This window comes from Novacetimonas sp. GS1 (assembly GCF_036686925.1).
GTDB classification, from domain to species: domain Bacteria; phylum Pseudomonadota; class Alphaproteobacteria; order Acetobacterales; family Acetobacteraceae; genus Novacetimonas; species Novacetimonas hansenii.
The window spans coordinates 1,093,129-1,118,187 of sequence record NZ_VSZP01000001.1 but is presented as its reverse complement, the minus strand read 5'-3'; the positions used below and the strand labels follow the sequence as shown (position 1 = coordinate 1,118,187).

Annotated in this window: 22 protein-coding genes, 1 tRNA gene and 1 riboswitch; of the genes, 18 read left to right on the top strand and 5 right to left on the bottom strand. The window is 61.5% G+C overall.

The window, feature by feature from the left end; all coding sequences use genetic code 11:
• Nucleotides 1-35: 35 nt before the first annotated feature.
• From argJ to FYB92_RS05130, 9 genes are all read left to right on the top strand, one after another.
• A complete protein-coding gene (gene argJ / locus FYB92_RS05170) occupies nt 36-1,271 on the top strand; it encodes a bifunctional glutamate N-acetyltransferase/amino-acid acetyltransferase ArgJ (protein WP_003622088.1) in 1,236 nt (411 codons plus the stop codon).
• Between the two features lie 286 nt (nt 1,272-1,557).
• Nucleotides 1,558-2,145, top strand: coding sequence for an RDD family protein (locus FYB92_RS05165; protein WP_003622086.1), 588 nt, complete (start codon nt 1,558-1,560; stop codon nt 2,143-2,145).
• A 480-nt stretch (nt 2,146-2,625) separates the two neighbouring features.
• The gene (locus FYB92_RS05160) at nt 2,626-5,175 is read left to right on the top strand and encodes a mechanosensitive ion channel family protein (RefSeq protein WP_062809417.1); all 2,550 of its coding nucleotides are present in this window, start codon (nt 2,626-2,628) and stop codon (nt 5,173-5,175) included.
• On the top strand, nt 5,172-5,912 hold the full coding sequence (locus tag FYB92_RS05155; RefSeq protein ID WP_003622081.1) for a 2OG-Fe dioxygenase family protein: 741 nt from the start codon (nt 5,172-5,174) through the stop codon (nt 5,910-5,912). Before FYB92_RS05160 ends, FYB92_RS05155 begins: the two co-directional genes overlap by 4 nt.
• 104 nt (nt 5,913-6,016) lie before the next feature.
• Nucleotides 6,017-7,114, top strand: a complete 1,098-nt coding sequence (locus FYB92_RS05150; protein WP_332828313.1) for a hypothetical protein — start codon at nt 6,017-6,019, stop codon at nt 7,112-7,114.
• A gap of 269 nt (nt 7,115-7,383) precedes the next feature.
• Entirely contained in the window at nt 7,384-8,520 is a 1,137-nt protein-coding gene (locus tag FYB92_RS05145) for an ABC transporter permease (RefSeq protein WP_080545543.1), read from the top strand.
• Between the two features lie 91 nt (nt 8,521-8,611).
• Nucleotides 8,612-9,373, top strand: a complete 762-nt coding sequence (locus FYB92_RS05140; RefSeq protein ID WP_040512927.1) for an ABC transporter ATP-binding protein — start codon at nt 8,612-8,614, stop codon at nt 9,371-9,373.
• A gap of 5 nt (nt 9,374-9,378) precedes the next feature.
• Nucleotides 9,379-10,335 carry an MlaD family protein gene (locus FYB92_RS05135; protein WP_003622074.1) on the top strand — a complete coding sequence of 319 codons (957 nt, stop codon included), beginning with the start codon at nt 9,379-9,381 and terminating at the stop codon, nt 10,333-10,335.
• Nucleotides 10,332-11,003: a membrane integrity-associated transporter subunit PqiC gene (locus FYB92_RS05130; RefSeq protein WP_175575131.1), complete on the top strand. Its 672-nt coding sequence runs from the start codon at nt 10,332-10,334 to the stop codon at nt 11,001-11,003. Before FYB92_RS05135 ends, FYB92_RS05130 begins: the two co-directional genes overlap by 4 nt.
• A gap of 525 nt (nt 11,004-11,528) precedes the next feature.
• On the opposite strand, the gene FYB92_RS05125 is transcribed toward FYB92_RS05130, so the two are convergent.
• Nucleotides 11,529-11,771 carry a DUF1653 domain-containing protein gene (locus FYB92_RS05125; RefSeq protein ID WP_332828312.1) on the bottom strand — a complete coding sequence of 81 codons (243 nt, stop codon included), beginning with the start codon at nt 11,769-11,771 and terminating at the stop codon, nt 11,529-11,531.
• Nucleotides 11,772-11,860: 89 nt separating this feature from the next.
• On the opposite strand from FYB92_RS05125, the gene FYB92_RS05120 reads away from it, so the two are divergent.
• Nucleotides 11,861-12,412 (top strand): hypothetical protein, encoded by a 552-nt coding sequence (locus FYB92_RS05120; RefSeq protein ID WP_239015786.1) that lies wholly within the window; start codon nt 11,861-11,863, stop codon nt 12,410-12,412.
• Between the two features lie 30 nt (nt 12,413-12,442).
• Here FYB92_RS05120 and FYB92_RS05115 read toward each other — a convergent pair.
• Nucleotides 12,443-12,516 (bottom strand) — tRNA-Gly (locus FYB92_RS05115).
• Nucleotides 12,517-12,661: 145 nt separating this feature from the next.
• Nucleotides 12,662-12,742: riboswitch (SAM riboswitch) on the top strand.
• 143 nt (nt 12,743-12,885) lie between these two features.
• Here FYB92_RS05115 and metZ point away from each other — a divergent pair.
• From metZ to folE, 3 genes are all read left to right on the top strand, one after another.
• Nucleotides 12,886-14,088, top strand: a complete 1,203-nt coding sequence (gene metZ / locus FYB92_RS05110) for an O-succinylhomoserine sulfhydrylase (protein ID WP_062809420.1) — start codon at nt 12,886-12,888, stop codon at nt 14,086-14,088.
• Between the two features lie 89 nt (nt 14,089-14,177).
• Nucleotides 14,178-14,588: a Co2+/Mg2+ efflux protein ApaG gene (gene apaG / locus FYB92_RS05105; protein ID WP_040512924.1), complete on the top strand. Its 411-nt coding sequence runs from the start codon at nt 14,178-14,180 to the stop codon at nt 14,586-14,588.
• A 63-nt stretch (nt 14,589-14,651) separates the two neighbouring features.
• Entirely contained in the window at nt 14,652-15,266 is a 615-nt protein-coding gene (folE, locus tag FYB92_RS05100) for a GTP cyclohydrolase I FolE (RefSeq protein ID WP_003622062.1), read from the top strand.
• Between the two features lie 303 nt (nt 15,267-15,569).
• Here the strand turns inward: folE and FYB92_RS05095 are convergent, their stop codons facing one another.
• Both FYB92_RS05095 and moaB read right to left on the bottom strand, forming a co-directional pair.
• Nucleotides 15,570-16,142 (bottom strand): DJ-1/PfpI family protein, encoded by a 573-nt coding sequence (locus tag FYB92_RS05095; protein ID WP_003622060.1) that lies wholly within the window; start codon nt 16,140-16,142, stop codon nt 15,570-15,572.
• A 218-nt stretch (nt 16,143-16,360) separates the two neighbouring features.
• A complete protein-coding gene (moaB, locus tag FYB92_RS05090) occupies nt 16,361-16,909 on the bottom strand; it encodes a molybdenum cofactor biosynthesis protein B (protein WP_040512923.1) in 549 nt (182 codons plus the stop codon).
• A 357-nt stretch (nt 16,910-17,266) separates the two neighbouring features.
• On the opposite strand from moaB, the gene FYB92_RS05085 reads away from it, so the two are divergent.
• From FYB92_RS05085 to FYB92_RS05075, 3 genes are read left to right on the top strand one after another with little or no spacing between them, the layout of a single operon-like run.
• Nucleotides 17,267-18,748: a carbohydrate porin gene (locus FYB92_RS05085; RefSeq protein ID WP_062809423.1), complete on the top strand. Its 1,482-nt coding sequence runs from the start codon at nt 17,267-17,269 to the stop codon at nt 18,746-18,748.
• A gap of 49 nt (nt 18,749-18,797) precedes the next feature.
• Complete coding sequence (locus FYB92_RS05080) at nt 18,798-19,493, top strand: phosphotransferase (RefSeq protein ID WP_332828311.1); 696 nt, start codon at nt 18,798-18,800, stop codon at nt 19,491-19,493.
• A gap of 28 nt (nt 19,494-19,521) precedes the next feature.
• Nucleotides 19,522-19,809, top strand: a complete 288-nt coding sequence (locus tag FYB92_RS05075; RefSeq protein WP_332828310.1) for a hypothetical protein — start codon at nt 19,522-19,524, stop codon at nt 19,807-19,809.
• Between the two features lie 221 nt (nt 19,810-20,030).
• Here FYB92_RS05075 and FYB92_RS05070 read toward each other — a convergent pair whose 3' ends face one another.
• On the bottom strand, nt 20,031-20,204 hold the full coding sequence (locus tag FYB92_RS05070; protein ID WP_003622052.1) for a hypothetical protein: 174 nt from the start codon (nt 20,202-20,204) through the stop codon (nt 20,031-20,033).
• 217 nt (nt 20,205-20,421) lie between these two features.
• On the opposite strand from FYB92_RS05070, the gene FYB92_RS05065 reads away from it, so the two are divergent.
• Together FYB92_RS05065 and FYB92_RS05060 are read left to right on the top strand one after the other, a co-directional pair.
• On the top strand, nt 20,422-21,555 hold the full coding sequence (locus tag FYB92_RS05065; RefSeq protein WP_075596328.1) for a DNA repair exonuclease: 1,134 nt from the start codon (nt 20,422-20,424) through the stop codon (nt 21,553-21,555).
• Nucleotides 21,552-24,215 carry a hypothetical protein gene (locus FYB92_RS05060; RefSeq protein ID WP_332828309.1) on the top strand — a complete coding sequence of 888 codons (2,664 nt, stop codon included), beginning with the start codon at nt 21,552-21,554 and terminating at the stop codon, nt 24,213-24,215. Before FYB92_RS05065 ends, FYB92_RS05060 begins: the two co-directional genes overlap by 4 nt.
• Nucleotides 24,216-25,059: the final 844 nt, after the last annotated feature.

Sequence of the window (25,059 nt, the reverse complement as noted above, 5' to 3'; positions counted from 1 at the left end):
ATCAAACCCACCCCACACCAAGGACCAGATGTGTCATGGCTGACGCTCTTCCCACCTCCCCGCTTGCACGGCCATTCCCCGAACTGAAGCCCATGGCCGGCGTCCGCTTTGGCGCCACGGCGGCGGGCATCCGCTATGCGGGGCGTACGGACCTTGTCATGGCCGAATTCACGCCCGGCACGACGGTCGCGGGTGTCTTTACACGCAGCAAGTGCCCCGGTGCGCCGGTGGACTGGTGCCGCGCCGCACTGGCCGGTGGGGTGGCGCGCGCGCTGGTGGTGAATGCGGGCAACGCGAATGTCTTTACCGGTCGCGCGGGGTACGAGGCGACACAGGCCAACGCCGCCGACGCCGCGCGCCTGACGCAATGCGCGGCAAGTGAGGTCTTCCTTGCCTCCACCGGTGTCATTGGCGAGGTCCTGCCCTATCGCAAGATCAGCGACGCGCTGCCGGGCCTATATGCGACACTGTCGGATGACGGGTGGGAAGGCGCCGCGCGTGGGATCATGACCACCGATACCTTCCCCAAGGGCGCGGTGCGTGAAACCACGATCGCGGGCACCACCGTGCGCATCCAGGGCATCGCCAAGGGCAGCGGCATGATCGCCCCGGACATGGCGACGATGCTGGCGTTCATCGCGACTGATGCCGCCCTTCCGGCGCCGGTGCTTCAGGCGTTGCTGTCGCGCGGGACGGAAAAGAGCTTTAATTGCACCACGGTTGATTCCGATACATCGACCTCGGACATGGTGCTTTTGTTCGCGACGGGCCGGGCGGGCAATCCCGCCATCACGGATGCCCATGACCCCGCCCTTGCGGACTTCACACAGGCACTCGACTCCCTGTTGCTGGAACTCGCGCTGCTGGTGGTACGTGATGGCGAAGGCGCGACGAAGATGATGCATATCCGCGTCACCGGCGCGACATCCGACGAATCGGCCAAGCGCGTGGCAATGGCCATCGCCAATTCCCCGCTGGTGAAAACCGCGATCGCGGGGGAGGACGCGAACTGGGGCCGTGTCGTCATGGCTGTGGGCAAAAGTGGGGAACCCGCCAATCGCGACACGCTGTCGGTTGGGATCGGCGGCACATGGATCGCGCGCAACGGCACCGTGGTCGCGGGATATGATGAAACGCCGGTCGTCGCCCACATGAAGGGGCAGGAGATCGAAATCGACGTGGACCTCGGCCTGGCCAACGGCATCGGGCAGGCATGGACATGCGACCTGACGCATGGCTACATCGACATCAACGGCTCCTACCGCAGCTAGAGGCAGATCCTGTTTGAATGCGTGCATTCAAACAGGTGAAGATGCTCGTAAAAACCATAAACCGGAGCATTTTCACCGAACCGGTTTTCGGGGGAAATGCTTCAGCGGCACATTCGCCACGCCCCGGCATCGGGCCGGAACCACGTGCGGACGGGCGGCAGGGAGTGCCCGCCCGTATGCCGCCGGACGCTTTTTTCCGTTTCCGTTCCGCCCCATCCGGTGGCATTGCTGTTACATCCCCTTTCGCGGGCACACACCGGTCCAATTCAGCAGGAACGCGCAGCCGATGTCCGATCAGTTTTTTCAGCCCGTCCCCTCACGCCCCTTTCAGGAGGTCTGGACCTATGCCGGGTTCTGGATGCGGGTCGTGGCGCATCTGGTGGATTCGATCCTTGTGTGGGTCGGGCTGATGCTGCTGGGCGCCATCATTTCGCCCAGTGTCTCGATCACCATTTTTGACAAGCAGCCAGGCGGCGGTGGCGGCGATTACAGCGTATCGTACATCCAGCCCGCCGATTACATGATCATGTCGAACACGCCGCACATCCACTGGCATGGCCATGGCGTGCTGGAGATGGCGTGGCTGGTGCTGCCCGCGCTGTATTACATCCTGTTCGAAAGTTCCCGCCTGCAGGCGACGCCGGGCAAGCTGCTGTGCCGCATGCGGGTGACGGACCTGCACGGGAACCGGATCGACGCCCTGCGCGCGACCGGGCGGTACCTGGGGAAATACCTGTCGTTCCTGATATTCGGGATTGGCTTCCTGATGGTGGCATGGACCCGGCGCAAGCAGGGGCTGCATGATATCCTGGCCGGCACCTTCGTCATCCGCCGCGAGCTGGAGGCCGAGGCCCCGCCCTTTCCGCCGGCGTAACCAGCCCCCCCCCGCAACAGGATGGGGGATAAGGAAAACTGTCGGCCTGTTAGAGAGTGTTTGAAAACAACTCCTTGATAAAAAAGGAAAAGTTTTGGGGTGCCGCCTTTCGATCGAAACAGGCGGCGTCTTCTGAAGCTTTTTAGAAAAAGCTTCACCAAAAACATTTATGATTTCAGGATGTTATTGATCCTGACTTTTCAAACAGTCTCTCAAGGCTTCCGGACGGGGGGGGCCAGCAGCCCCGCACCGGCATTGCCCTTCCGCCACAAGGTCCGTGGATTTTGGGCGCATGACAGTGACAAATCATGAAAACAGCGTCGCGGACGGCAACTGTTCTACCCTGTTTTCGTTATAGTCCTTTATACTTTGAAATCCCGCGATTTTTCGGCCCGACTCCTACGGGCCGTAATCCTTGAGACCGTCCCCGCCCCCCGTGATGCACACGTGGACGGCGCGATACAGGAGGTGACCAGAGGCATGCCCGCCGTTTCCATGACCGTTTCCCGATCCCCGCACCGTTTCAGGGCAGGGGCATGCCTTGCGCTGTTCTTTTCCTTTCTGGCACTGTTTGCATCCCTGCACGGTGCCCGCGCCGATACCGCCCCACAGGGGCAGATGACGTCACAACAGGCGCAGCAGGTGCTGTCGGTCATGAATGACCCGCAAAAGCGCGCCGAATTCACCAAGACGCTGGAAGCGATCTCCAAGGGATTACCCGCCCCGGCAACCCCGGCCAAGGCAGCCGCCCCGGCCAAGGCCACGTCTTCGGACGTGTCGCTTGAACCTGACAGCATCAGCAGCGAATTCCTTGATGAACTGTCGCATGCGCGTGATGTGGCCCTGCGCCAGACACAGAACTTCATGGCATTGTTCAAGGATCTCGCCTTTGTCGGGCACTGGGTGCATTCGACGCTGAGCAATGCGGAATCGCGCCAGATCCTGATTGATTCGACCGGCCGCGCGACGCTGATCGTCCTGTTCGCCATGCTGGCGGAACATGGGTTCTCCCTGTTGCTGCGTAAGCCACTGGCGGCGGTGACGGCGCGCGCCGTGGCGATGGAAACACGCCTGAACCAGCGTGTCCGCGCGGCGGATGAACAGCAGGACGTGCAGGCCACCGCCACCCTGTCGGCCGACGGGACCAAGGAAACCGCGGACGAACGCGCGACCGAACAGGCCCGGCAACAGGATGACAAACAACAGCACGAGACGCTGCGCATCATCGCGCGCATCCCGTTTTCCATCCTGCACCTGCTGATCAAGCTGCTGCCGGTGGCGCTGTTCCTTGGGCTGGCCTATGGCGGGTCGGCGCTGCTGACCTCCACCCACCAGGCGGAGATGGTGACGCTGACGCTGACGAATGCCTATGTCATCGCGCGCGCGCTGTACCTGCTGCTGGAAATGGTGTTCGTGCCACGTTCGCCCACCATCCGCCTGTGTACCGCAAGCGATGGCACCGCGCGCATGGTCACGCGGTGGTGGAACTTCCTTGTCGCCGCGCCATCTCTGGTGATCTGCCTGTCCACGCTGGGCGGGGTGTTCGACATGCCGGCACGCGGGACAGAGGCAATCATCCGCGCCGTCGTCCTGATTGAACATATCCTTGTTGCGGTCTTCATCTGGCGCATCCGCAGACATGTGGCCGAGGCCCTGCAGCCGCCCGCGCGTTTCCAGGACAAACCATTCTGGGTCTTTGTCGGCCGGATGGTCCATTTCTGGTGGATCCTGGCGATGTTCTTTGACTTCGCGCTGTGGCTGGTCTGGGCGACGCAGGTGCGTGGCGGCTATACCTGGATCCTGCGCACGCTGTCGCTGACGATCGTGGTCATCCTGCTTGCGCGCCTGTTCGCGATCCTTGCCTTCGGCCTGCAGAACAAGCTGTTCCAGATCTCGCCCCTGACGGAAGAGCGCTATCCCGGCCTTCAGGCGCGCATGGATTATTACTATCCCTATGCACGGCGGGCCCTTTTGTTCCTGCTCAGCTTCCTGACCATCATCTGCCTGCTGCAATCGTGGGGGCTGCCGGCCTTCGCCTTCTTCCTGCATGGTACGCTGGGAACGAAGATCATCGGCGCGATCCTGACGGTGATGGTGGCCTATACCGTGGCCATCGTGGTGTGGGAGGCCGCGAACGCGGCGCTGCAGAACCAGATCAACCGCTTTGAAACATCTGAACAGGCCTCACGCGCCAGCCGCCTGCGCACGGTCCTGCCGATCATTCGCACGGTGCTGCTGACATTCATCATCGTCATCGTCACCGTCACCACCCTGTCGCAGATTGGCATCAACGTCGCCCCCCTGCTGACGGGTGCGGGGATCATGGGTGCCGCCGTGGCCTTTGGCGCGCAGAGCCTGGTCAAGGACTTCATCACCGGCTTCTTCATGCTGGTGGAAAATGCGATGCAGGTGGGCGACTGGGTCACGGCGGGGTCTGTGTCGGGCACGGTCGAACATCTGTCGATCCGCACGCTGCGGCTGCGTTCGGTCAATGGCGACCTGCATATCATCCCGTTCTCCTCGGTCACGTCGATCGCGAACACCTCGCGCGATTATAACCTTGTCGTGGTGGACTTCATGCTGGACCTGAGCGAGGACCCCACCCGTGTCGCCGCAATCCTGCATGACGAACTGGCGCTGATGCGCAAGGACCCGAAGTTCGCGCCACTGATCAAGTCCGACTTCTCCTTCCTTGGTGTGGAGCAGGCGGATGGCAACGGGGCGAAATTCCTGGGTTCGGTCCGCACGACGCCGGGATCGAAGTGGAAGGTGTATCGTGAATATTATCGCCGCCTGACCACGCGTATGGTCAAGGAAGCGGTGAAGTTCCCGATCCCCACCAGCGTCAGCATGCTGCGTAACGTGCCGGGGACAGATGGGCTGGACATCAATGGCAGCGGCAGCATGCACATGGTGTTTCCCCCCAATGTCGCGCAGGTGACACCGGCGGCGGATGTGGCGCATGATGCCCCCCCATCCCCCAACGGCGACGCCCCTGCGGCGGGCCAGAGTCCAAAGGCGCACGAATGACCATCCCCCCCGATCCGGACCCGACACTGGCCGCCATGGAGGCCCCCCTGCGCACGCAGGGGTTCGCCTTTGTCGGGGCGGAACGGATGCATGCGGAACTTGTGCAGTATGGCCTGCGGGAATGGGAGGATTTTGCCGCAAGCTGGAACCGGCTGGGGCTGGACCGTTACATGGCCGATGGCGGGCGTTACCGCCGCCGCCGCCATGCCACGTTCGCGGTGGGGGCGGACGGCATGCGACGCAAGAAACACCAGCCCCATTACCAGAGCCGCGATTACAACGAACTCAATGGCGGGATCGAACGCTGGTTCCGCGCGGTGGAGCCTGATATCGGCGACCATCCGGCGATGCAGGCGATCCTGCGCCTGATGTACCGCATCATGACCGACCTGACACCGACCGAACGCAGGCCGGAGGGCTGGCACGCGGAAATCCACCAGTTCCGCATCGAGGCCCTGCCCGAACAACCCGGCCACCCCACGCCCGAGGGCCTGCACCGCGACGGCGTGGACTGGGTGCTGGTACTGATGGTGCGGCGTGAAAATGTCATGTCGGGGGAAACCACCATCCATGACCTGCAACGCCGCCAGGTCGGCACATTCATGCTGGACCAGCCGCTTGACGCCGCGATTGTCGATGACAACCGTGTCTATCACGGGGTAACGGCGGTCCGCCCGATCGACCCGTCCCGCCCGGCCTATCGCGACGTACTGGTCGTCACCTTCCGCCACCAATGATCCCCCCACCCCGCCGCCCAGACGATGCGGCGACCGGGTTGGCAAGCACAACGGACGCCAGAACGCCGCAAAGGGACGCGACAGCGGCAAGAACCGGCGGGGTGATGACGGACGGGGCGATGACGGGCGGGGCGATGACGGGCGGGGCGATGACGGGCGGCGGCGCCGGGACATGGCGCCGCTTCGCCCGCTTATTGCTGGTCACGGTGCTGGTGGCGGGTGGGCTGCTTTATGGTTTCATCGTCACGGTGGACCCGTGGGACATGCTGCCGCTGTCACCGCGCCTGCCGCGCATCCCCATCAGCACCAATACCCGCTTCAGCCTGCCCGCACTGGCCCGTGGGACGGGTTTCGATTCCGTCATGCTCGGCACCTCCACCAGCCGCCTGATGCAGCCAGCCGTGCTGGACCATGCGTTGGGTGCGCATTTCCTGCAACTTGGCATGAACAGCGCGAGCGCATGGGAACAGGCGCGGCTGCTGTCATTATTCATGCGCCACCACCCTGCCCCGCGCGTGGTCATGATCGACATCGACGCCGCATGGTGCCGCAACCGGCCAGGCAACCTGACCGGCCCCAACCGCCCATGGCCGGAATGGATGTATGGCGGGTCGCCATGGGCAGGATACCTGCACATGGCCAACCTGTATGCCCTGCAGGAAGCGGCGAACCAGTTCCTGTGGCTGGTGGGGGTCAAGGCGCAGCGTTTTGGCTCTGACGGCTATACCAGCTTCGTCCCGCCCGATGCACGATATGACCGCGCCCGCGTGGATCGTGCATTCGCCGCATGGACACCGCCCGACCCCACGCCCGCACCCGCCGGTGCGGAGCATGTCGCACCCGACAGCCTGCCGCTGTTGCGCACCATGCTGTCGGGCCTGCCGATGGGGACACGCCGGCTTTTGTGGTTTCCCCCTGCCTCCGCCTTCCTGCATGGCCCGCCAGGCAGCCGCAGCAGGATGCGTGCGCTGGCCTGCCGCCGGGCCGTCACCGCCATGGCGGCGGACATGGCCGACACGCTGGTGGTGGATTTCGATATCCCCGGCCCGATCGTCGATGATCGTGACAGTTTCTGGGACCCCCTGCATTACCGGCTGTCGGTGGCGCAGCGGATAATGGGCGACCTTGGGCATATCGCGGGGGGAGGAGATGGGGGAACAGACGCGCATGTCCTTTTGCGCAACGGATGGTCCGTGCCCTGAATACGGGCATTGCCCAATATGCTCCCGCCTGAAATGCACAAGCCATGCGCTGTGCTCACCATTCCGTCGCGGCAGCAGGCCTTGTGCATGGCCGGTCATCTGGTATGGGAAAGGAACGCCCCCGCGAACATGCGCCCGGTGCGCCGTGCCGCCCCCGCCATGGGACGCGGCACCCGGCGCATGACAGCGCCGGTCCGTTGTACGCGCGGCGTTCCCTGCGTGTCCTGCCCATTGCCGTGGCAGGCACGGCCCTGAGGTTGGAGAGGCTGGTGAACACGTCCGTCAATGGTGCGCCGCAATGGCATCTGCAGGCCGAGGCGAACCGGACCCTGATCACATTGTCCGGCGAATGGATCGCGCAGACCGGCACCACACCCGACTTTCCCAATAATGGCCTTGCCCCCGCGACAAAGGGCAAGCCGCTGGAATTTTCCACCGACGGGCTGGGGCGGTGGGACACATCGCTCATCAGCTTCCTGTGGGAACTCAAGCGTGATGCGCGGCAGGCCGATCTGAGCGTCAGCGCCGAGACCCTGCCGGATTCCGCACGCAAACTGCTCGATCTCCTGCCGGAAATCCCGCCCGACGCGCATGCGCCGCCGCCCCACCATTTCGCGCCCGTCACGGCGGTGGGGCAATTCACGCTCGATACCCTCAATGAAATCGGCTGCGTCAGTGAAATGGGCGTCGCCACGGCGAAAGGTGGGCTTGCCGCGCTGCTGGGCAAGGGCATGATGCGCACGATCGACCTGATGTCGGACGTGCGCGCGGCGGGACCGACGGCGCTGGTGATCGTGGGCGTGGTCAATTTCCTTGTCGGCGCGATCCTTGCCTTTGTCGGCGCAGTGCAGTTGCATAAATTCGCGGCCGACATCTATGTCGCAAGTCTGGTTGGAATCGCGATGGTGCGCGAAATGTCCGCCGTCATGACTGCGATCATCATGGCCGGGCGCACCGGCGGTGCCTATGCCGCGCGGATTTCAACCATGCAGGGGAACGAGGAAATCGACGCCCTGACGGTGTTCGGCATCCCGGTCGCAAGCTACCTTATCCTGCCATCCGTGCTTGCGCTCATACTGACGATGCCGCTGCTTTACCTGTATGGCTGCCTGATCGGCATGTTCGGCGGATTTTTCGTGTCGTACATCATGCTGAACGTCACGCCGTTGGGCTATTTTCACGAGACGCTTTATGCCGTCGCCCTGTCGCAGTTCGTGTTCGGTTTTATCAAAAGTATCGTATTCGGCGGGTTCATCGGCCTGACAAGCTGCCGTATCGGCCTGAAGGCCGGACGCAGCGCCGCCGACGTGGGCATCGCCGCGACGCGCGCGGTGGTCGTGGGCATCGTGGGCGTGATCGCCATCGACGCCATATTCGCCGTCATCGCCAACGTGCTGGATATCTGACCCGATGAATGCAGACACATCCCACCCCGGTACATCCCACCCCGGTACACCCCACCCTGCCGCAGCCCACGACGCCGACAGCGCGCAGGCGATGATGTCGGTGCGTGGCGTCACTCTGGCGTTCGGGCCAAAGGTGATCCAGCACGACATTTCCTTTGACGTGAAGCGCGGCAGCATTTTCGCCGTCATGGGCGGCTCTGGCTGTGGCAAGAGCACGCTGCTCAAGAGCATGATCGGCCTGCTGCGTCCCACGCAGGGGGAATATCTGGTCGGCACGGACAATTACTGGGCCGGCACGGATGAGGACAGGGTGCGCATCGGCCGCCGCTTTGGCGTCCTGTTCCAAAGCGGCGCGTTGTGGAGTTCGATGACGGTGGGGCAGAATGTGGCGCTGCCGATGCAGATGTTCACCTCGCTCAGACCCCATGTGATCCGACAGCTTGTCGAGCTCAAGCTCGGGCTGGTGGGGATGCTGCATGCCATTGACCAGTTCCCCTCCGAACTCAGTGGCGGGATGAAAAAGCGCGCGGGCCTGGCGCGCGCCATGTCGCTTGATCCTGATATCCTGTTCTTTGATGAACCCTCTGCCGGGCTGGACCCGATCACCTCCGCCCGGCTGGATGAACTGATCCTCAACCTGCGTGACGGGCTGGGGGCCACGATCGTGCTGGTCAGCCATGAACTGTCCAGCCTGTTTGCGATCGCGGATGACGGCATCTTCCTCGACCCCGAATCAAAGACGGCCATCGCCCACGGTTCGCCCACATGGATGCGCGATCATTGCGACAATCCGATGGTCCATGCCTTCATGCACCGTGAACGTACCGATTCCTCCAGCCACGGGGACAAATAGGGGCCATGCCCGCCAGACAGACAGTCATTGGCGCACTGGTGCTTGGCGCGGCCTTTGTCGGGGGGATAAGCCTGCTGGCGCGCGGGGATATCCCGTTTCTTCATCCCATGCGTGAAGCTGTGGTGGTGTTCGAGGATTCGACGGCGGGACTTGATGTCGGCTCCCCGGTCAATTTCCGTGGCATCCCCGTCGGGGCGGTGCAAAATATCGAAATCACCGTCAAACCGCAGATCAAACGTACCTATACCTTCGTAAAGATCGGATTTTCCCCCCGGCAGGTGCCCGGTGGCGCGGACCTGCCCGACATTCCCACGCTGGTGGCCGATGGCATGCGCGCGGATATGGTGCTGCACAGTTTCGTGACGGGACAGTCGGAAATCGACCTCGACTTCTCCCCCAACACGCCCGCGCGGCTGCATCAGGACATTCCCGCCTCCCTGCCTGAAATCCCGGTGGGCCAGACCACCTTGCAACAGCTCAAGGGGGAGCTGGGCGCGCCGACGATGGAAAAGCTCCAGCATGACATCCGTACGACGGTGGCAAGCATCCGGCAGCTTGCCACCGACCTGCACCGCGACGTGCCGCCAATGATCGACAGCATCCGTCAGACATCGGCACACAGCCATGTCGCGGTGGTCAGCATCCGCACGGCCCTTGCCGATGCCCAGGCGCGCGCGGCCGTCACCCTGACGGACATGGACCGGATGATGGCCACCGGTGGCCGCGAGATGGACGCCCGGCGCGAGGAACTGCGCCAGTTGATCGCACAGGCGCGACTGACGCTGACGCAGGCGCACGAGACCATGGTGGGGGTGCAGCAGTTGACATCGCCCCAATCCCCCGATCAGGTCCATCTTGCCGATATGACACGTGACGTGACCGCCGCCGCCTATGGGTTGCGCGGGTTCGCCAACGAAGTTGAAAGTAACCCGCAACTCCTGCTGATGGGACGCAGCCAATGATCTCGTGCCTGCCTGTTTTCCTTTCCCGCCATATGGCCACATGCCGCGCCATGGGCGGGCTGGTCATTTCGGCCTCGCTGCTTGCGGCGTGCTCCTCCGCCCCGGTGAAGTTCTATACGCTGGGCGCATCCGCCATCGCGACCGGCGCAACCTCGCCAAGCGGCAGCGTCTCTGCCGTGACCGACACCACCCCTGTCATTCAGGTGCAACAGGCACGTATCCCCGACTATCTTGACGGGCAGGACATTCTGGTGCGTGACGGCCATGAAATCGAACGCAGCCCGCTTGGCCGTTGGGCAAGCCGCCTGTCGGTGGGGGTGACGGACCTGGTCACAGCGCGGCTGGCGCAGAAATGGCCCGAACGTTTCGTAACCGACCAGCCACAGCCGACGCCCGCATCATGGCGTCTGGCGATCAATATCAGCCGCCTTGATGTCAGCCGTAACGGGGCCGCCGCGCTGAATGCGGACTGGGCCATCATCCCGCAGGACCTGCACCAGCCCATCACGCGCAACCGCACGCATATCGAGGTCGCAGGCGGCACCACCACCAATAACCACGTGGCCGAAATTACGGAATCACTGCTGAACCAGCTCAGTGACAGGATCGCGGCAAGCTGGCCGCAGGTCACGACGCCGGTGTCCCATGCGCCCCATACCCATCATTGATGGGGACTGTTTCAAAGGAAAGACCCGGCAACCCATTGGAATAATAATGGTTTTGGGCGAAATTATCCCAGATAAAGACAACGTCCCGAAACATGTGCCATTTCTTCCCAATGGGTTGCTTTCAAATCGCCTTCTGGAAAAGGTAAAAGTCCCGGGCGATGCTTTTCCCACTCAGCACTGCCCGTATGACGTTTCCAAAAAATCTTTGCCTGGAACACTATAATCCCGTGGGTTGTTAGAGACTGTTTGAAAAGTAAGTCTCAATAACATCCTGAAATCATAAAGGTTTTTTGTGAAGCTTTTTCCAAAAAGCTTCGAAAGACGCCGCCTTTTTAAAAAGGCGGCACCCAAAAACTTTTCGTGTTTTTTATCAGTGAGTTGTTTTCAAACGCTCTCTTAACCCTGCGTTGCAAACCGCGCCTCAGGGGGATGCGCCTTCCCCACCATGGCCTGGCGGCCATCATCGCAGGCGTTTCGAAGCAGCGCCTTTTGACGTTCTGCAGGACAGGATTTCCTGAGAAATATCTATTTCTCAATATTCTGGTGAAGATCAGCTTCCCCCAGAGGGGAAAAGCGCGGCGCGCCATCGACCTGTTCCATCCACATATCCAGCGGACGGACCCAGTAATCGCCCCGCGCCTCGCTGCGATAGGTGACGAGCCATTCTTCCGTCTCGCTGTGGCGACCGACACAGATGACGGTATAAAGCCCGCCCTTATAATGCCGGTAAGGCCCCGGCCGGGGATGGGAGGGTGCAACCATTTTCATCCTGTCTCCTTCATTGCATCATGAAACGGGCGGTCCATGCCCTTGGCCGGGCTGCCCCTTCATGACCTGAACACGGAGATATCCGCCGCATGTTCCGCCCGTCCAGCCCCTGCCTGCCCCCTTCCGCCCCACGCACCGGCCAGTGGCGTTGCGCATTGCGGGGCCTGCGGGCCGTAATGGTGGCGATGGCCGTGTGCCCATGGCCCATCATGGGCGCGCATGCCGGGCCGGATCGCGGGGCGACGGTCATACTGGCACAGCATCCGGGAACGGAACTCGACCGGCAGGCCCATCTGCTGCAGGCACAGGATCTCGGGGATGCACATGCCCGTGGCGAACATCCCGTCGTCCTGACGGCATCGGGCCCCCTGTCGGACCATCCGGGGGACATGGCCCTGTTCGTACAGTTACAATCACCCAGCCTGTGCGGGTCCGCCGGCTGTTCCACGTCCGTTTTCCTGCGCCGGGGCACGCGCTGGACGCAGGTTCTCGATTCGCTCAGCGGTCCGGTAAGGATCATGCCACAGGCACATGGCGGCATGCATGATCTGGTGGTCGATGACGGCGATCGCTGGATCTGGAACGGGACAACCTATGCCGACACGCAGGCGGCATCGGCCCCGTCCGCAACGGCGCAATAACGCATAAACAGATTTTATCGGAAGATATCATGGAGCGGGTGAAGGGAATCGAACCCTCGTATGCAGCTTGGGAAGCTGCCGTTCTACCATTGAACTACACCCGCTTGCTGCCCCTCCTATAGCGGAGGGGAAGGCCCAATGCAATCGTTCCCACGGACCCGCGTGCGACAGGGCCGCTGCCCACCCCCGACAGTTGACGAGCGTGGGTACAATCCGCAATAACCATGCCTGTTTCCGCACCCGGCCACGGGGCGGGGCCCTCGTGATTTGATTCGGCCGGCTTGCGGCGAGGTTAAACAGACGCGCTAAAGAGGCCTGATGCCGCCACAAGGCGCTGGTGTCATGGTTTCCACGGTCGGACGATTCATTGCCGAAGGAAGCTCTGTCCCGGATATTCCTGCCCTTTTCTTCCGGTCCGGGCCTTTGCCTTTCGGTGTTTCTGACGATTTTCTGGTTTGGGAATCCTGACGATCATGACTGAGAACTCCACCCCTTCAGAATGGCGCGCAGCCACCCGCCTGCTTCACGCGGGCGAGGAACGCACCCCCTATGGTGAAACGAGCGAGGCGCTGTTCCTGACGTCGGGCTTTGTCTATGACAACGCCGAACAGGCAGAGGCAACCTTTCTTGGGGATGTGGCGCATTACCAGTACAGCCGCATCACCAACCCCACCGTAACCGCGCTGGAACGCCGCCTTGCAGTGCTGGAAGGCGCAGAAGACTGCGTCACCACCTCCACCGGGATGGGGGCGGTCTCCTCCGCGCTGCTGGCACAGGTACGGGCGGGTGAACGGGTTGTCGCCTCACGCGCGCTGTTTGGGTCATGCCACTGGATCGTTGCCGAACTGCTGCCGCGTTACGGGGTGGAAACGGTATTTGTCGATGGCGCGGACCACGCCGCCTGGGCCGAAGCCCTGTCAAAGCCGACAAGTGCCGTACTGCTCGAAAGCCCGTCGAATCCGATGCTCGACATCGTGGATATCCGCGCCATCTGTGACCTTGCGCACAAGGCCGGGGCGCTGGTGGTGGTCGATAACGTCTTTGCCACCCCGCTCTATCAAAAGCCGCTGGAACTGGGTGCGGATATCGTTGTCTATTCATGCACCAAACATATCGACGGGCAGGGCCGCACCCTGGGTGGCGCGGTGCTGGGGCGCAAGGAATGGCTTGATGACGTGCTGCGCCCGTTCGTGCGCAATACCGGCAACACGCTGTCGCCGTTCAATGCGTGGGTCATGCTCAAGAGCATGGAGACATTGTCGCTGCGCGTTGACGCCATGACGGCAAATGCGGGCAAGGTCGCAGACTTCCTCGCCTCTGCCCCGCAGATCCTGCGGGTGTTCTATCCCGGTCGCACCGATCACCCGCAACACGCACTCGCCATGCAGCAGATGAGCGCGGGTTCCACCCTGGTCGCGTTCGAAGTCGCGGGCGGCAAGGAAGGCGCCTTTGCCTTCATGAACGCGCTGCGCCTGATCAGCATTTCCAACAACCTTGGCGATGCCCGTTCACTGGTGACACATCCCGCCACCACCACGCACATGAAAATCGGGCCAGAGGAACGCGCGCGTCTGGGCATTACCGATGGCGTGATCCGCTTTTCCGTCGGACTGGAAGATGCGGAGGACCTGATTGACGACCTGCGTCGCGGCCTGAGCGCCGTCGCCGCGCGCTGATCCACAGCCCGGAGCACCTTATGGCCAATAAGAACAAGCCGTACCCCCCGCCCCCTGGACATGACCCCGAATCCGCCCTTGCAAGCGCCATCGAGAACACCCCGTGTTACGAGGCACGCACCGGTGACGTGCGGGTGCTGGTGCAGACATTCTGGCTGGATGACCAGTCGGAACCGGAGGAGCGACGGTTTGTCTGGGCCTATCGCATCCGGGTGGAAAACCATGGCGACAGTGCGATCCAGCTTTTGCGGCGCAGCTGGCATATTACCGACGGGCAGGGCCGGGTGGAGCATGTGCAGGGCGACGGGGTCGTGGGGGAACAGCCCGTGATCGACGCGGATGGCTGTTTTGAGTACATGTCCGGCGCCGCGCTGGAAACGCCGACGGGGTTCATGGGGGGAACCTATCACATGGTTCAGCCCGGAACGCGGGAACATTTCGACGTCAGTATCCCTTCCTTCAGCCTCGACAGCCCGCACCACCCCGCCATCTTCCATTAATCCCGCGCCTTCCGTCGCCCGTGCGCGGACGGGCGTGGCCTGCAGAAACAAGACAGAACAGCAATGACCCCCACCGATTCCGCCCCATTGCCCCCCCCCACGCGAGAAGAGGCCGAAGACGCCGTGCGCACGCTCCTGCGCTGGGCGGGTGAAGATCCCCGGCGCGAAGGGCTGCATGACACGCCCTCACGCGTGGTGCGTTCGTATGAGGAATTCTTCTGCGGTTATGCCGAAGACCCGGTCGACCTCCTGACCCGTACTTTTTCCGAGGTCGAGGATTATGACGAGATGGTGTTGCTGCGCGACATCCGGTTCGAAAGCCATTGTGAACACCATATGGTGCCGATTATCGGGGTGGCGCATGTCGCCTACCTGCCACGCAAGCGTGTGGTCGGCATTTCAAAGCTGGCGCGCGTGGTCGATGCCTATGCCAAGCGGTTCCAGATCCAGGAACGCCTGACCGCACAGATCGCCAATACCATCAACGATGTCCTGCAACCCCGCGGCGTGGGCGTGGTGATCGAGGCCTCGCACCAGTGCATGACCACACGTGGTGTGCATCGTCCCGGTGTTTCGATGGTCACCAGCCGGATGCTGGGCACATTCCGCAGCAATTCCGATACACGGCGGGAATTCCTGTCAATCCTGAACCGTCCCGGCGTCACGGGCGGGGTATAACCCGCCCCCGGTCAAGGGGAGGTAAAAGAGATCGTTTGAAAACAAACCATTGATAAAAAACAGGAAAAGTTTTTGGGTGTCGCCTTTTTTCAAAAAGGCGACGTCTTCTGAAGCTTTTTGGAAAAAGCTTCACCAAAAAAACTTTATAATTTCAGGATGTTATTGAGCCTGACTTTTCAAACAGCCTCTAAGACGACACCGCCTTTCGCGGGAAAATGCGGTGTCCATCCTTGTTGATGTTGGCTGTCGACAGGCGACATGGGCACCGCCCTTGCCTGCCCCTGTGCCGGTGCCGGTGCCGGTTCAGACCTCGACCCGGGCGCCCAGCACGGCGATGAACTGCGCCAGCCATGCCGGATGTGCGGGCCATGCGGGGGCCGTCACCAGCAGTCCATCGGTAATGGCCGCGTCAATCGCAATATCGGCAAATATCGCATCCGCCAGTTCGACATCGGGACGACAGGCGGGATAGGCCGAAACCTTCCGGCCCGAAATGATCCGTGCCGCCGCCAGCAACTGCGCCGCATGGCAGATCGCGGCAATCGGGCGATCCGCGAATGCACGCACCAGGTCAATCACCCGCGCATCCAGACGCAAATATTCCGGCGCACGACCACCGGGAATAATCAACCCGGCATAATCGGCATGCCGCACCTCGCTGAACGTGGCGGTCAGGGCGAAACGATGGCCGGGCTTTTCGCTGTAGGTCTGCGCACCCTCAAAATCATGAATGGCGGTCAGGACATGGTCACCCTTTTCCTTGTCCGGGCAGACGGCATCGACCTGATAACCAAGCATGCCAAGCGCCTGATAGGGGACCATGACCTCATAGTCCTCTACATAATCACCAGCCAGAAGAAGGAGTTTTTTCGCCATTTCAGAAGCGTCTTTCCTTAAGAAACCGTTTCAAAACAATCTATTGGTGGCAAAGAACACAACTGTCCGGGCGCTGATTTTTCCCAAAAGGCGACACGTTATGTGCTGCGTTTTGAAAAAAGCGTCACCAAGGACGTTTGCGGGTTCGCAGCCATGCCATGGGCATCATGGGCTTCATGGTCCTGCCTGCGCCCACGCACACCATCAGCCGTGCGCCATCAATCGTGCGCAGGGGGCAGATGTTCACGCAGGCGCGGCATCAGTTCAACAAAATTGCAGGGCACATGGCGACTGTCGAGCTGCCAGACAAGGATATCGTCCCACCCGTCACGCACCGCCCCCGTGGAACCGGGCAGCGCGAACAGGTACGTCCCGCCCGCCACCCCCGCCAGGGCCCGCGACTGGATGGTGGAGGTTCCGATCTTTTGATAGGACAGCATGCGGAACAGTTCGCCAAACCCCTCGATCCGCTTGTCGATGACACGTTCGAACGCCTCTGGCGTTACGTCACGACCCGTGACACCGGTGCCGCCGGTGGAAATCACGGCATCGACCTGCGGATCGGCAATCCATTGCGACAGGCGCGCCGCGATCGCATCGGCGTCATCACGTTCGATCGCACGGTCGGCCACGTGATGGCCGGCAGCAGTGATCCGGTCGGCCAGGATCCCGCCGGAACGGTCATCCGCCAGCGTACGGGTGTCAGACACGGTCAGCACCGCAATGCGGACCGGCAGGAAGGGCTTGTTCATATCCAATCGAGACATGACGCGATCTTCGCCCCTGCGCATACCATTCGTCAACGTTGACCTGCCACCCTGACGGGGCGGACACGAAGGAATGACCACAGGAACGACCTGCAGGGAACGTCTTTCAGGGAACGACCATCAGGAGGCCTGCGTCATAACATCGCGAAAACATGAACGTGAAGGCCACCCTATAGAAAGGGTTAAAGTGGAAGTCTAAAATAACTTTATTCAATATTTGTGCATCGCACAAAAAAATTACCGCCTTTGTAACAGCGCAATATTTTTAAATTTCAGGAGTTGCGGAGAAATATGCGTCATATTATTGCATACTAAATAAATGTTCATAAAATCTATTGTCCAAGGTTCATCTTCAATATGAAATATGCTACGAATGCGCGGATGATCAGGATAATTCCACCCTTTCTTGCCCCTATCGTGCTGTCTTTTCTTGCGCTTATCGCCGTCCGGGACCCAGCCTTTGCACAGGCCATACCCGGTGACGCCATGGGTGGGATTGGCACCCAGCCGATGATGGCCGCCAACGCACGCCGCACGGACTCCGCCTGGGCGCAGGACCCGGGCCAGTTCTTCAGCGCCCCATATGGCGACCAGCACTTCTTCGGAAGCTGGCTGGGCCTGCAGCCATGGCTGGTGCGTCATGGCATCCATATCGCCGCGGACGAGCATGAAGAACTGGCCGGGAACTTTCGCGGGGGGGCAAAGCAGGGCGTGACCGACGCCGGGCAGACGGGCGTGGAAATCGACATCGACTGGAACCGGTTGGCGGGGGCAAAGAATTTCTGGACCCATACCATGATCGTCAACGGCCATGGGCAGAACCTCAGTACACAATATATCCACGATTCCCTTGGTGGCGTGCAGCAGATCTATGGCGCACGTGGTAATGTCGTGGCGCATCTTGTCTATATGTATGCGGAACAGTCATTGTTTCATAACCGCCTCGACATCAGTGCGGGGTGGATTCCGGTCGGCAGCTTCTTTGCTGCGTCACCGCTGTTCTGTAACTTCATGAACGTGTCGATCTGCGGCAATCCCGCGCCGGGCAAGTATGTTCCGGGTGGCCGCGACTGGCCTTCGGGCAACCTTGGCGTGGTGATGCGTGTCATGCCGACGGTCGATACCTATATCATGGCGTCGATGTTCGCCGTCTCGCCACATTCGTTCAATGGCGGCATCTCGGGCTGGGCCTGGGCGCAAAGCGGGCTTGGCCACTTCTCCACCCCGGTGGAAATCGGCTGGCTGCCGGAATTCGGCCGCCATCACCTCGCCGGTCATTACAAGGCGGGATATGGCTATGACAATTCGCAGTATAATGACCTGTTCGAGGACATCGACGGCAATTCGGCGGTCATCACGGGTCGCCCCTTCCGCAAGCAATCAGGGGTAAGCACCGCATGGTTCCAGGCGGACCAGATGTTCGTGCGCAATGGCAAGGGCCCGACGAATGGCCTGATCGGCATGGCGGGGTATATGTATACCTCCGGCAAGGTTTCGGCCATGAAGCAGCATGTGTGGGCGGGCATGATCGAAACCGGCGCGAAATGGGGCCGTCCGCTCGATACCGTGGGCGCGATGTTCCATTATTTCGAAATGAGCCGATCTTCGGTATTGCAGCAGGAAGCCTCCATGCTGACGGGACGGCCGCTGCTGTCGAACCAGTGGGGACAGGCCTGGGGCATCCAGACGCATGAGGATGTGTACGAACTGTTTTACAACATCCATGCGGCGCGCGGCATGAGCTTCCAGCCCGATTTCCAGTATATCAACCGTCCGGGCGGCACCACGACATATCACGATGCCGCCGTGATGGCGTTGCAGTTCAACTGCATCCTGTAAACGTCCCCCATCGCGGTTATGCGCACAAAGCTGTAGGAAAGGCGGCATCATGACCGATGCCGCCTTTCCCATATCCGACGCGGGCGATCACGACATGCTCGCCCATGCCGCCATGGCCCTGTATCCCCCGACTGAACGCGGGGTGCCACGGCTGTTGTGCCTGTCGGAAAATGCCACCTACCGCATTGACCTGCCGGACGGGGGACGACGTGTCCTGCGTATCCACCGCCCCGGCTACCACGATGCGACAGAAATCCGCAGCGAACTGGCATGGCTCGACAGTCTGCATGCCACCGGGCTGCCGGTGCCGCGTGTCGTGCAGGCGATGGATGGGGAACGGCTGCATCATATGACCCTGCCCGGCATGACGGGACGGCACGTGGTCATGTTCAACTGGATCGACGGTACGGAACCCACGCCAGATATCGCACCCGACAGCTTCGCACGCCTTGGCCGCATGACCGCGCACCTGCACCGCCACAGTCGCGCATGGCAACGACCCGCAGGTTTCCGGCGTAAATCATGGACGCATGCCACCATGGTCGGGCCACAGGCCCCATGGGGACAATGGCAGGCCGCGCACGGGCTGGATGATGCAGCGTGCGACATGATTACCCATGCGATGGGACGGGTTGGTGCTGAACTTGCGGCCTATGGCCATGGTGCGGCACGGTTTGGCCTGATCCATGCGGACCTGCGGCTGGCCAACCTGCTGATCGCGGGGGGGGAAGACACACATCATTGATTTCGATGATTGCGGCTTCAGCTGGTTCATGCAGGACCTTGCCGCGGCCCTCAGTTTTTTCGAGGACCATCCCCGCATGCCCCATTGGGTCGCGCACTGGTTGCGGGGATATAATACCATCGCCAGCGTGACGCCGGCCGACCTGTCGATCCTGCCCGCATTGATCGCGCAACGCCGGATTCAGCTTCTGGCATGGGGGGCGTCACACGCCCAGACGGCACAGGTGCAAGGCCTTGGCCCGCAATGGAACGCACGGTGCGTCACATTATGCCGCGATTACCTCGACGGGTGCCTTGCACGCCGCATCGGGGTGTAAAAACCGGCAGGGAAACGCCCCCTGCCCTGCCCCCTATGGGGGAAATGGCGCTATGCCGTATCGGAGAATGGCTGACCCGGTCATATCATGCGGGCATATCACCCGATCGTATCGTCAGGAACGCTTCGCCGGCAGTCATCACGCGCAACCATGATCCATGTCATTCCCCCGTGCCACCATGGATGATATCCACATGCCACAGGATATATGGCTGGGCGGGATCAGGCCTGTTCGGCAACACAATCCAGCGTGCGGGCATAATCAAGCAGCGCGCGGCGGTGGCTGAGGTGGATGGAGCGTACATTCTGCGAACGGGCCGTCGTGTCATCGGACGACAGGACGGGCGCTGCGGAATGGGACGCACCCTTTATAAGCGTATCAGTCACTGAAGGCATCGTTTCGTATTCCGTAAACTGTGCCGAAGCAGGGGCATCGCGACAGTGAGTCGTCGCAATCAATGAATTATTACCTAATCGTCATATATGACCAGATTGAGGCAGCAAGGCCATAGTTTGAATTTATATACAGCTTTCTGATCACTTTTTCGTTTACTCCCTCCCCCACCCTTCCCGCTACCTTGTGACATGACGAAGGTGGGTGATAATCGCGGCCATGCGCTTTGTTCACACATCCGACTGGCAGGTTGGCAAGGTCTTTCGCTTTGCCGATGACGACACGCAATCCGTCCTGCAGGACCAGCGGCTGGAGGTCATCGGCAGGATCGGCCGCCTTGCCCGCGACCAGGGCGCCAGCGCGATTGTCGTGGCAGGCGACATCTACGACCATGAAATCCCGGTGGACCGCACCCTGCGCCAGCCCATCGAACGGATGCGACAGTTCCCCGACCTGTGCTGGCATCTGATCGCGGGCAATCATGACCCCAACGTGCCCGGCGGCATCTGGGACCGGCTGCATGCCATCGGCCTGCCGGACAATGTGCGCGCCCACCTTGACGGCAGGCCCGCCGCCATGGACCCGCACGGCACGGCCTGGGTCATTCCTGGTGGCCTCAAACGCCGCCATGTCGCAACAGACCCGACGGCGGAAATGGATTCGGCCGAAACGCCGCCCGGGGTCATCCGCGTCGGTCTGGCGCATGGATCGGTGCGCGATTTCGGCGGTGACGAGGCACAGAACCGTATCGCCATCGACCGTGCCCGTCGCGCGGGGCTGTCCTACCTCGCCCTTGGGGACTGGCACGGGACGCAATGCATCGACGACCGCACATGGTATAGCGGCACCCCGGAAATCGACGGTTTCGACCGGGGGGGCGATGGCGGGGGGCATGCCCTTGTGGTGGACCTTGCCGGTCCCAACGCCCGGCCGGAGGTTACGTCCCATCGCGTGGGCCGCTTTGTCTGGCATCGCGATACGGCCACCCTGACGGGGGCGCAGGACATCACCGCACTGGAACATCGCCTGCGCAATATCGACCCGCAGGAGGCAGGTCGCGTACTTGTATGGCTGTCGGTGCGCGGTGCGCTCCCGCTGGAGGGGTTGCAGACCTATCAGGATATGCTCGACGCGCTGGGGTCGGCCCTGCGGCTGCTGCGTGTCGATGGGGAACCGACCCTGCTGGCGGATGCGGATGACCTGGACCTGTTCGGCACCGGGGCGGTACGCACTGCCGCCACCATCCTGTCGGAACGCGCGGGCCAGGGCGACCCGGCGCAACGTGACATCGCCACTGCCGCCCTGCGCCGCCTTGCGCTGATGGTGCATGGGCAGAAGGGGAACACGCCATGATCCTGCATGGGATGGAGGTCGCGCACCTGCGCAAATTCGTCACGCCGACGCGCCTGTGCGGTCTGGGGCCGGGGCTGAACGTGCTGGCCGCGCGCAATGAATTCGGCAAATCCACGCTGCTGGCGGCGCTGCGTGCGGCGTTCATGTGGCGTTATAACAGCACGAACAGGCTCATCAAGGAACTGCGCCCCTTGGCCGATCAGGGCGCGGGGCCCAGCGTGCATGTGGATTTCAGTATCAACGACATCCAGTGCCACCTTGAAAAACGCTTCCTGTCGCGCGCAGCCATGAGCCTGCGGGTCGGGGAAGCGACGTTCGCAAATGCAGATGCAGAAGAAAAGCTGCATGAAATCATGGGGCTGGAATCACAGGGGCGGGGCGAGGCCTGCGGCATCTGGAATGCGCTGTGGGTTGCACAGGGCGACAGCCTGAAACAGCCCGAACTGACGGGCCGGGCCGGCACATCCCTGACCGCCTGCCTTGAGGGGGAGCTTGGCAACATCACCGGCGGGGCGGAGGCGACGCGGTTTCTGGCGATGGTGCGTGATGAACGCGCCCTCCTGCTTGATGGGCGCGGCCATCCAAAAGGGCGGTATAAAACCGCCATCACGGAAGAAGACGCCGCCTGCGCGGAGATCACGCGCCTGCGCGAACGTCGCCGCATGCTCGAAGACGATATAGAAAGTCTGGCGGAACAGCGTCGGCTGCTGCACCATGCCGATGACGCCACCCGGCATGAACAGGAAACCACCGACCTGGCACAGGCCCGGCGCGAACGCGACCGCCTGCACCAGCACGCCGCGCGCCTGAAGGCCGCACAGGCAGAAGTACGGCTTGCGCAGGGGGGCGTGACCCTTGCGCAAGAAAATATCGCCAGCCGCGCGAAGATGGAGGCCGAACGCCAGCACCTGTGCACGGTCGTGGACGACCTGCGCACGGCGATGGACACCGCGCAGCAACGCCACGAACGCGCCGAACAGGCCACCACGGCACGTCAGCACGACCTTGAACACGCCATGGCGGCCCAACGCGCGGCACAGGATATGCACCGCCGTGTCAGCAGGCGCGAACAGGCCAGCATATGGCGACGCGAACATACCGACGCCACCACCCTTGTCACACGGCTGGAACATGCGGCGCAGCAGGTGGCGCAGGCCGAACTTCACCTTGCGACCTTGCATGTCGATGACGCCATGATGGACCGCCTGCGCCAGGCGGAGCGGGCAGCCGACCACGCCTGCGCGCGTTACAGCGAACAGGCGACCCGCATCGAATTCCACCTGCCCCCCGATACCGCACGCCAGATCAGCATCGACGGCGTCGCATTATCGGGCACGCACCTGGAAATCACGTCGGCCACCACCTTACGAATCGCGGGAATTGGCGATATCCGCATCACACCACCGGGCGATGGCGACCATGCACAGGCCCTGCATGCCCGTACACAAACGCGCGAGGCGCTGACCGCCCTGCTGACGCAGGCAGGATGCGTGGACATGGCCGGGGCGATGGACATCCATGCGGCCTGGCGGCAGGCCGGACGTGCTGTCAGCGAAGCCCGCACGATGCAGGCCCACCTGCTGCCAACCGATATGCCGGACCCGGCGGCGGCGCTGGCGGCGGCAAAGGCGCGGGTCATGGAACGCGACCGGCTGCTCGCCAGTATCGCGCAGGATCCCGATGCCGCCACACTCCCCCCCATGGCAGAGGTGCAGGAGGCCGTCAGCGCCGCCGAAACACGGGTGGAACGTGCGCGCGCCGCCCTGCTGGCCCCCGATGGCGAAGCCCGGCAGGCGCGCGACCTGCTGACGCGCCATCGCACGGAACTGGAACAGGCGCACCAGCAGCTTGAACGCCTGACGCTGGAACTGACACGCGACCGCGTGGCACGCCCTGATGCCGCCCTCGCCACCCAGCATCAGCAGGCACAGGCCACCCGTGATACCGCCGAAAGCGCCCTGCGCGCATGCGAGGCCGATCGCCCCGAAGAGGACGAAGCCATGGTGGATGCCCGCATCAGCCGCCTTGAACGCACGCTGGAGGAGCGGCGCACACGTGTGGGGGAACTGCGCCAGGCGATCGCCGCCCTGTCAAGCCGTATCGAAAGCGCAGAGGGCGACGGGCTGGACGAACGGATCGCGGGACATGAACGCCTGCGCGACGGGCATGCGCGTGAACGCGCCGAATGTGCGCGGCAGGTGGAGATCCTGACCCTGCTGGCCGATACGCTGGCAACGACGGCGCGCACTGCGACGGAACAGTACCTCGCCCCCCTGACGCGCGCGATGGAACCAGCCCTGCGCGGGCTGTTCCCCCGGGCGCAGGTAACATTGGGGGCCGATTTCTCGATCACCGGGATCACGCGTACCATGACAGAGGAATTTGCCGACCTGTCCGATGGCACCCGTGAACAGATCGCGGTGCTGGCACGTCTGGGCATGGCGGACCTGCTGCATACACGCGGGCAGCAGGCGATGGTGGTCCTGGATGATGCGCTGACATTTTCCGACAGCGGACGCATGGAACAGATGTTCGATATCCTGACCGAAATATCGCGCCGTGTGCAGATCATCATCCTGACATGCCGGTCCGAACAGTTCGCAGGGCTGGGCGCACGACGACTGAGCGTGGAAGCCGTAGAGCAGGCCTTGCCGCTGTAACCATACAGGACCATGCAGGCGTTTTTGCATTGCGAAGGTCCATGAAACGCCACCTTAGAGATTGTTTGAAAACAACCCATTGATAAAAAATAAAAGTTTTGGGTGCTGCCTTTTTGCAAAAAGGCAGCGTCTTCTGAAGCTTTTTGAAAAAAGCTTCACCAAAAACTTTTATAATTTCAGGATGTTGTTGATTCTGACTTTTCAAACAGTCCCTTGGAACCTGTTGAAAATATCCCACAGGTTCTATCGACAGGAAATGGGGAACGCTTTCAGCGTATAAACTTATTTTTGAAATTTTATTTCTGTATAAAGTTTTTTTCAAAAATCTTCATCATGCCAGCAGGTTCCTGCTCCTAACTTCTTGATGCAAGTCAGCCTGACAGATCAAACGGGACCTTGTAACCTTGTATATAAATAAGAGACTGTTTGAACAGTCAGGATCAATAACATCCTAAAATTATAAAGGTTTTTTGGTGAAGCTTTTTCCAAAAAGCTTCAAAAGACACCGCTTTTTTAAAAAAAGGCGACACCCAAAAACTTTTCTCTTTTATCAACGGCTTGTTTTCAAACAGTCTGCTAAAAGAAGAGGGGGCACATGCCCCCTCCCCCGGTTTTTTCAGCCTTGATGAACACTACTGTCCATGGACAGTGACGTTTCCAAAACGACGGCCCCTGTTAAATGGGGTGACACTATTTAGAGGCCGCCTGAACAGTCAGGATCAATAACATCCTGAAATTATAAAGGCTTTTGGGTGAAGATTTTTCCAAAAATCTTCAGAAGACGCCGCCTTTTTAAAAAAAGGCAGCACCCAAAAACTTTTCTTTTTTATCAATAATTTGTTTT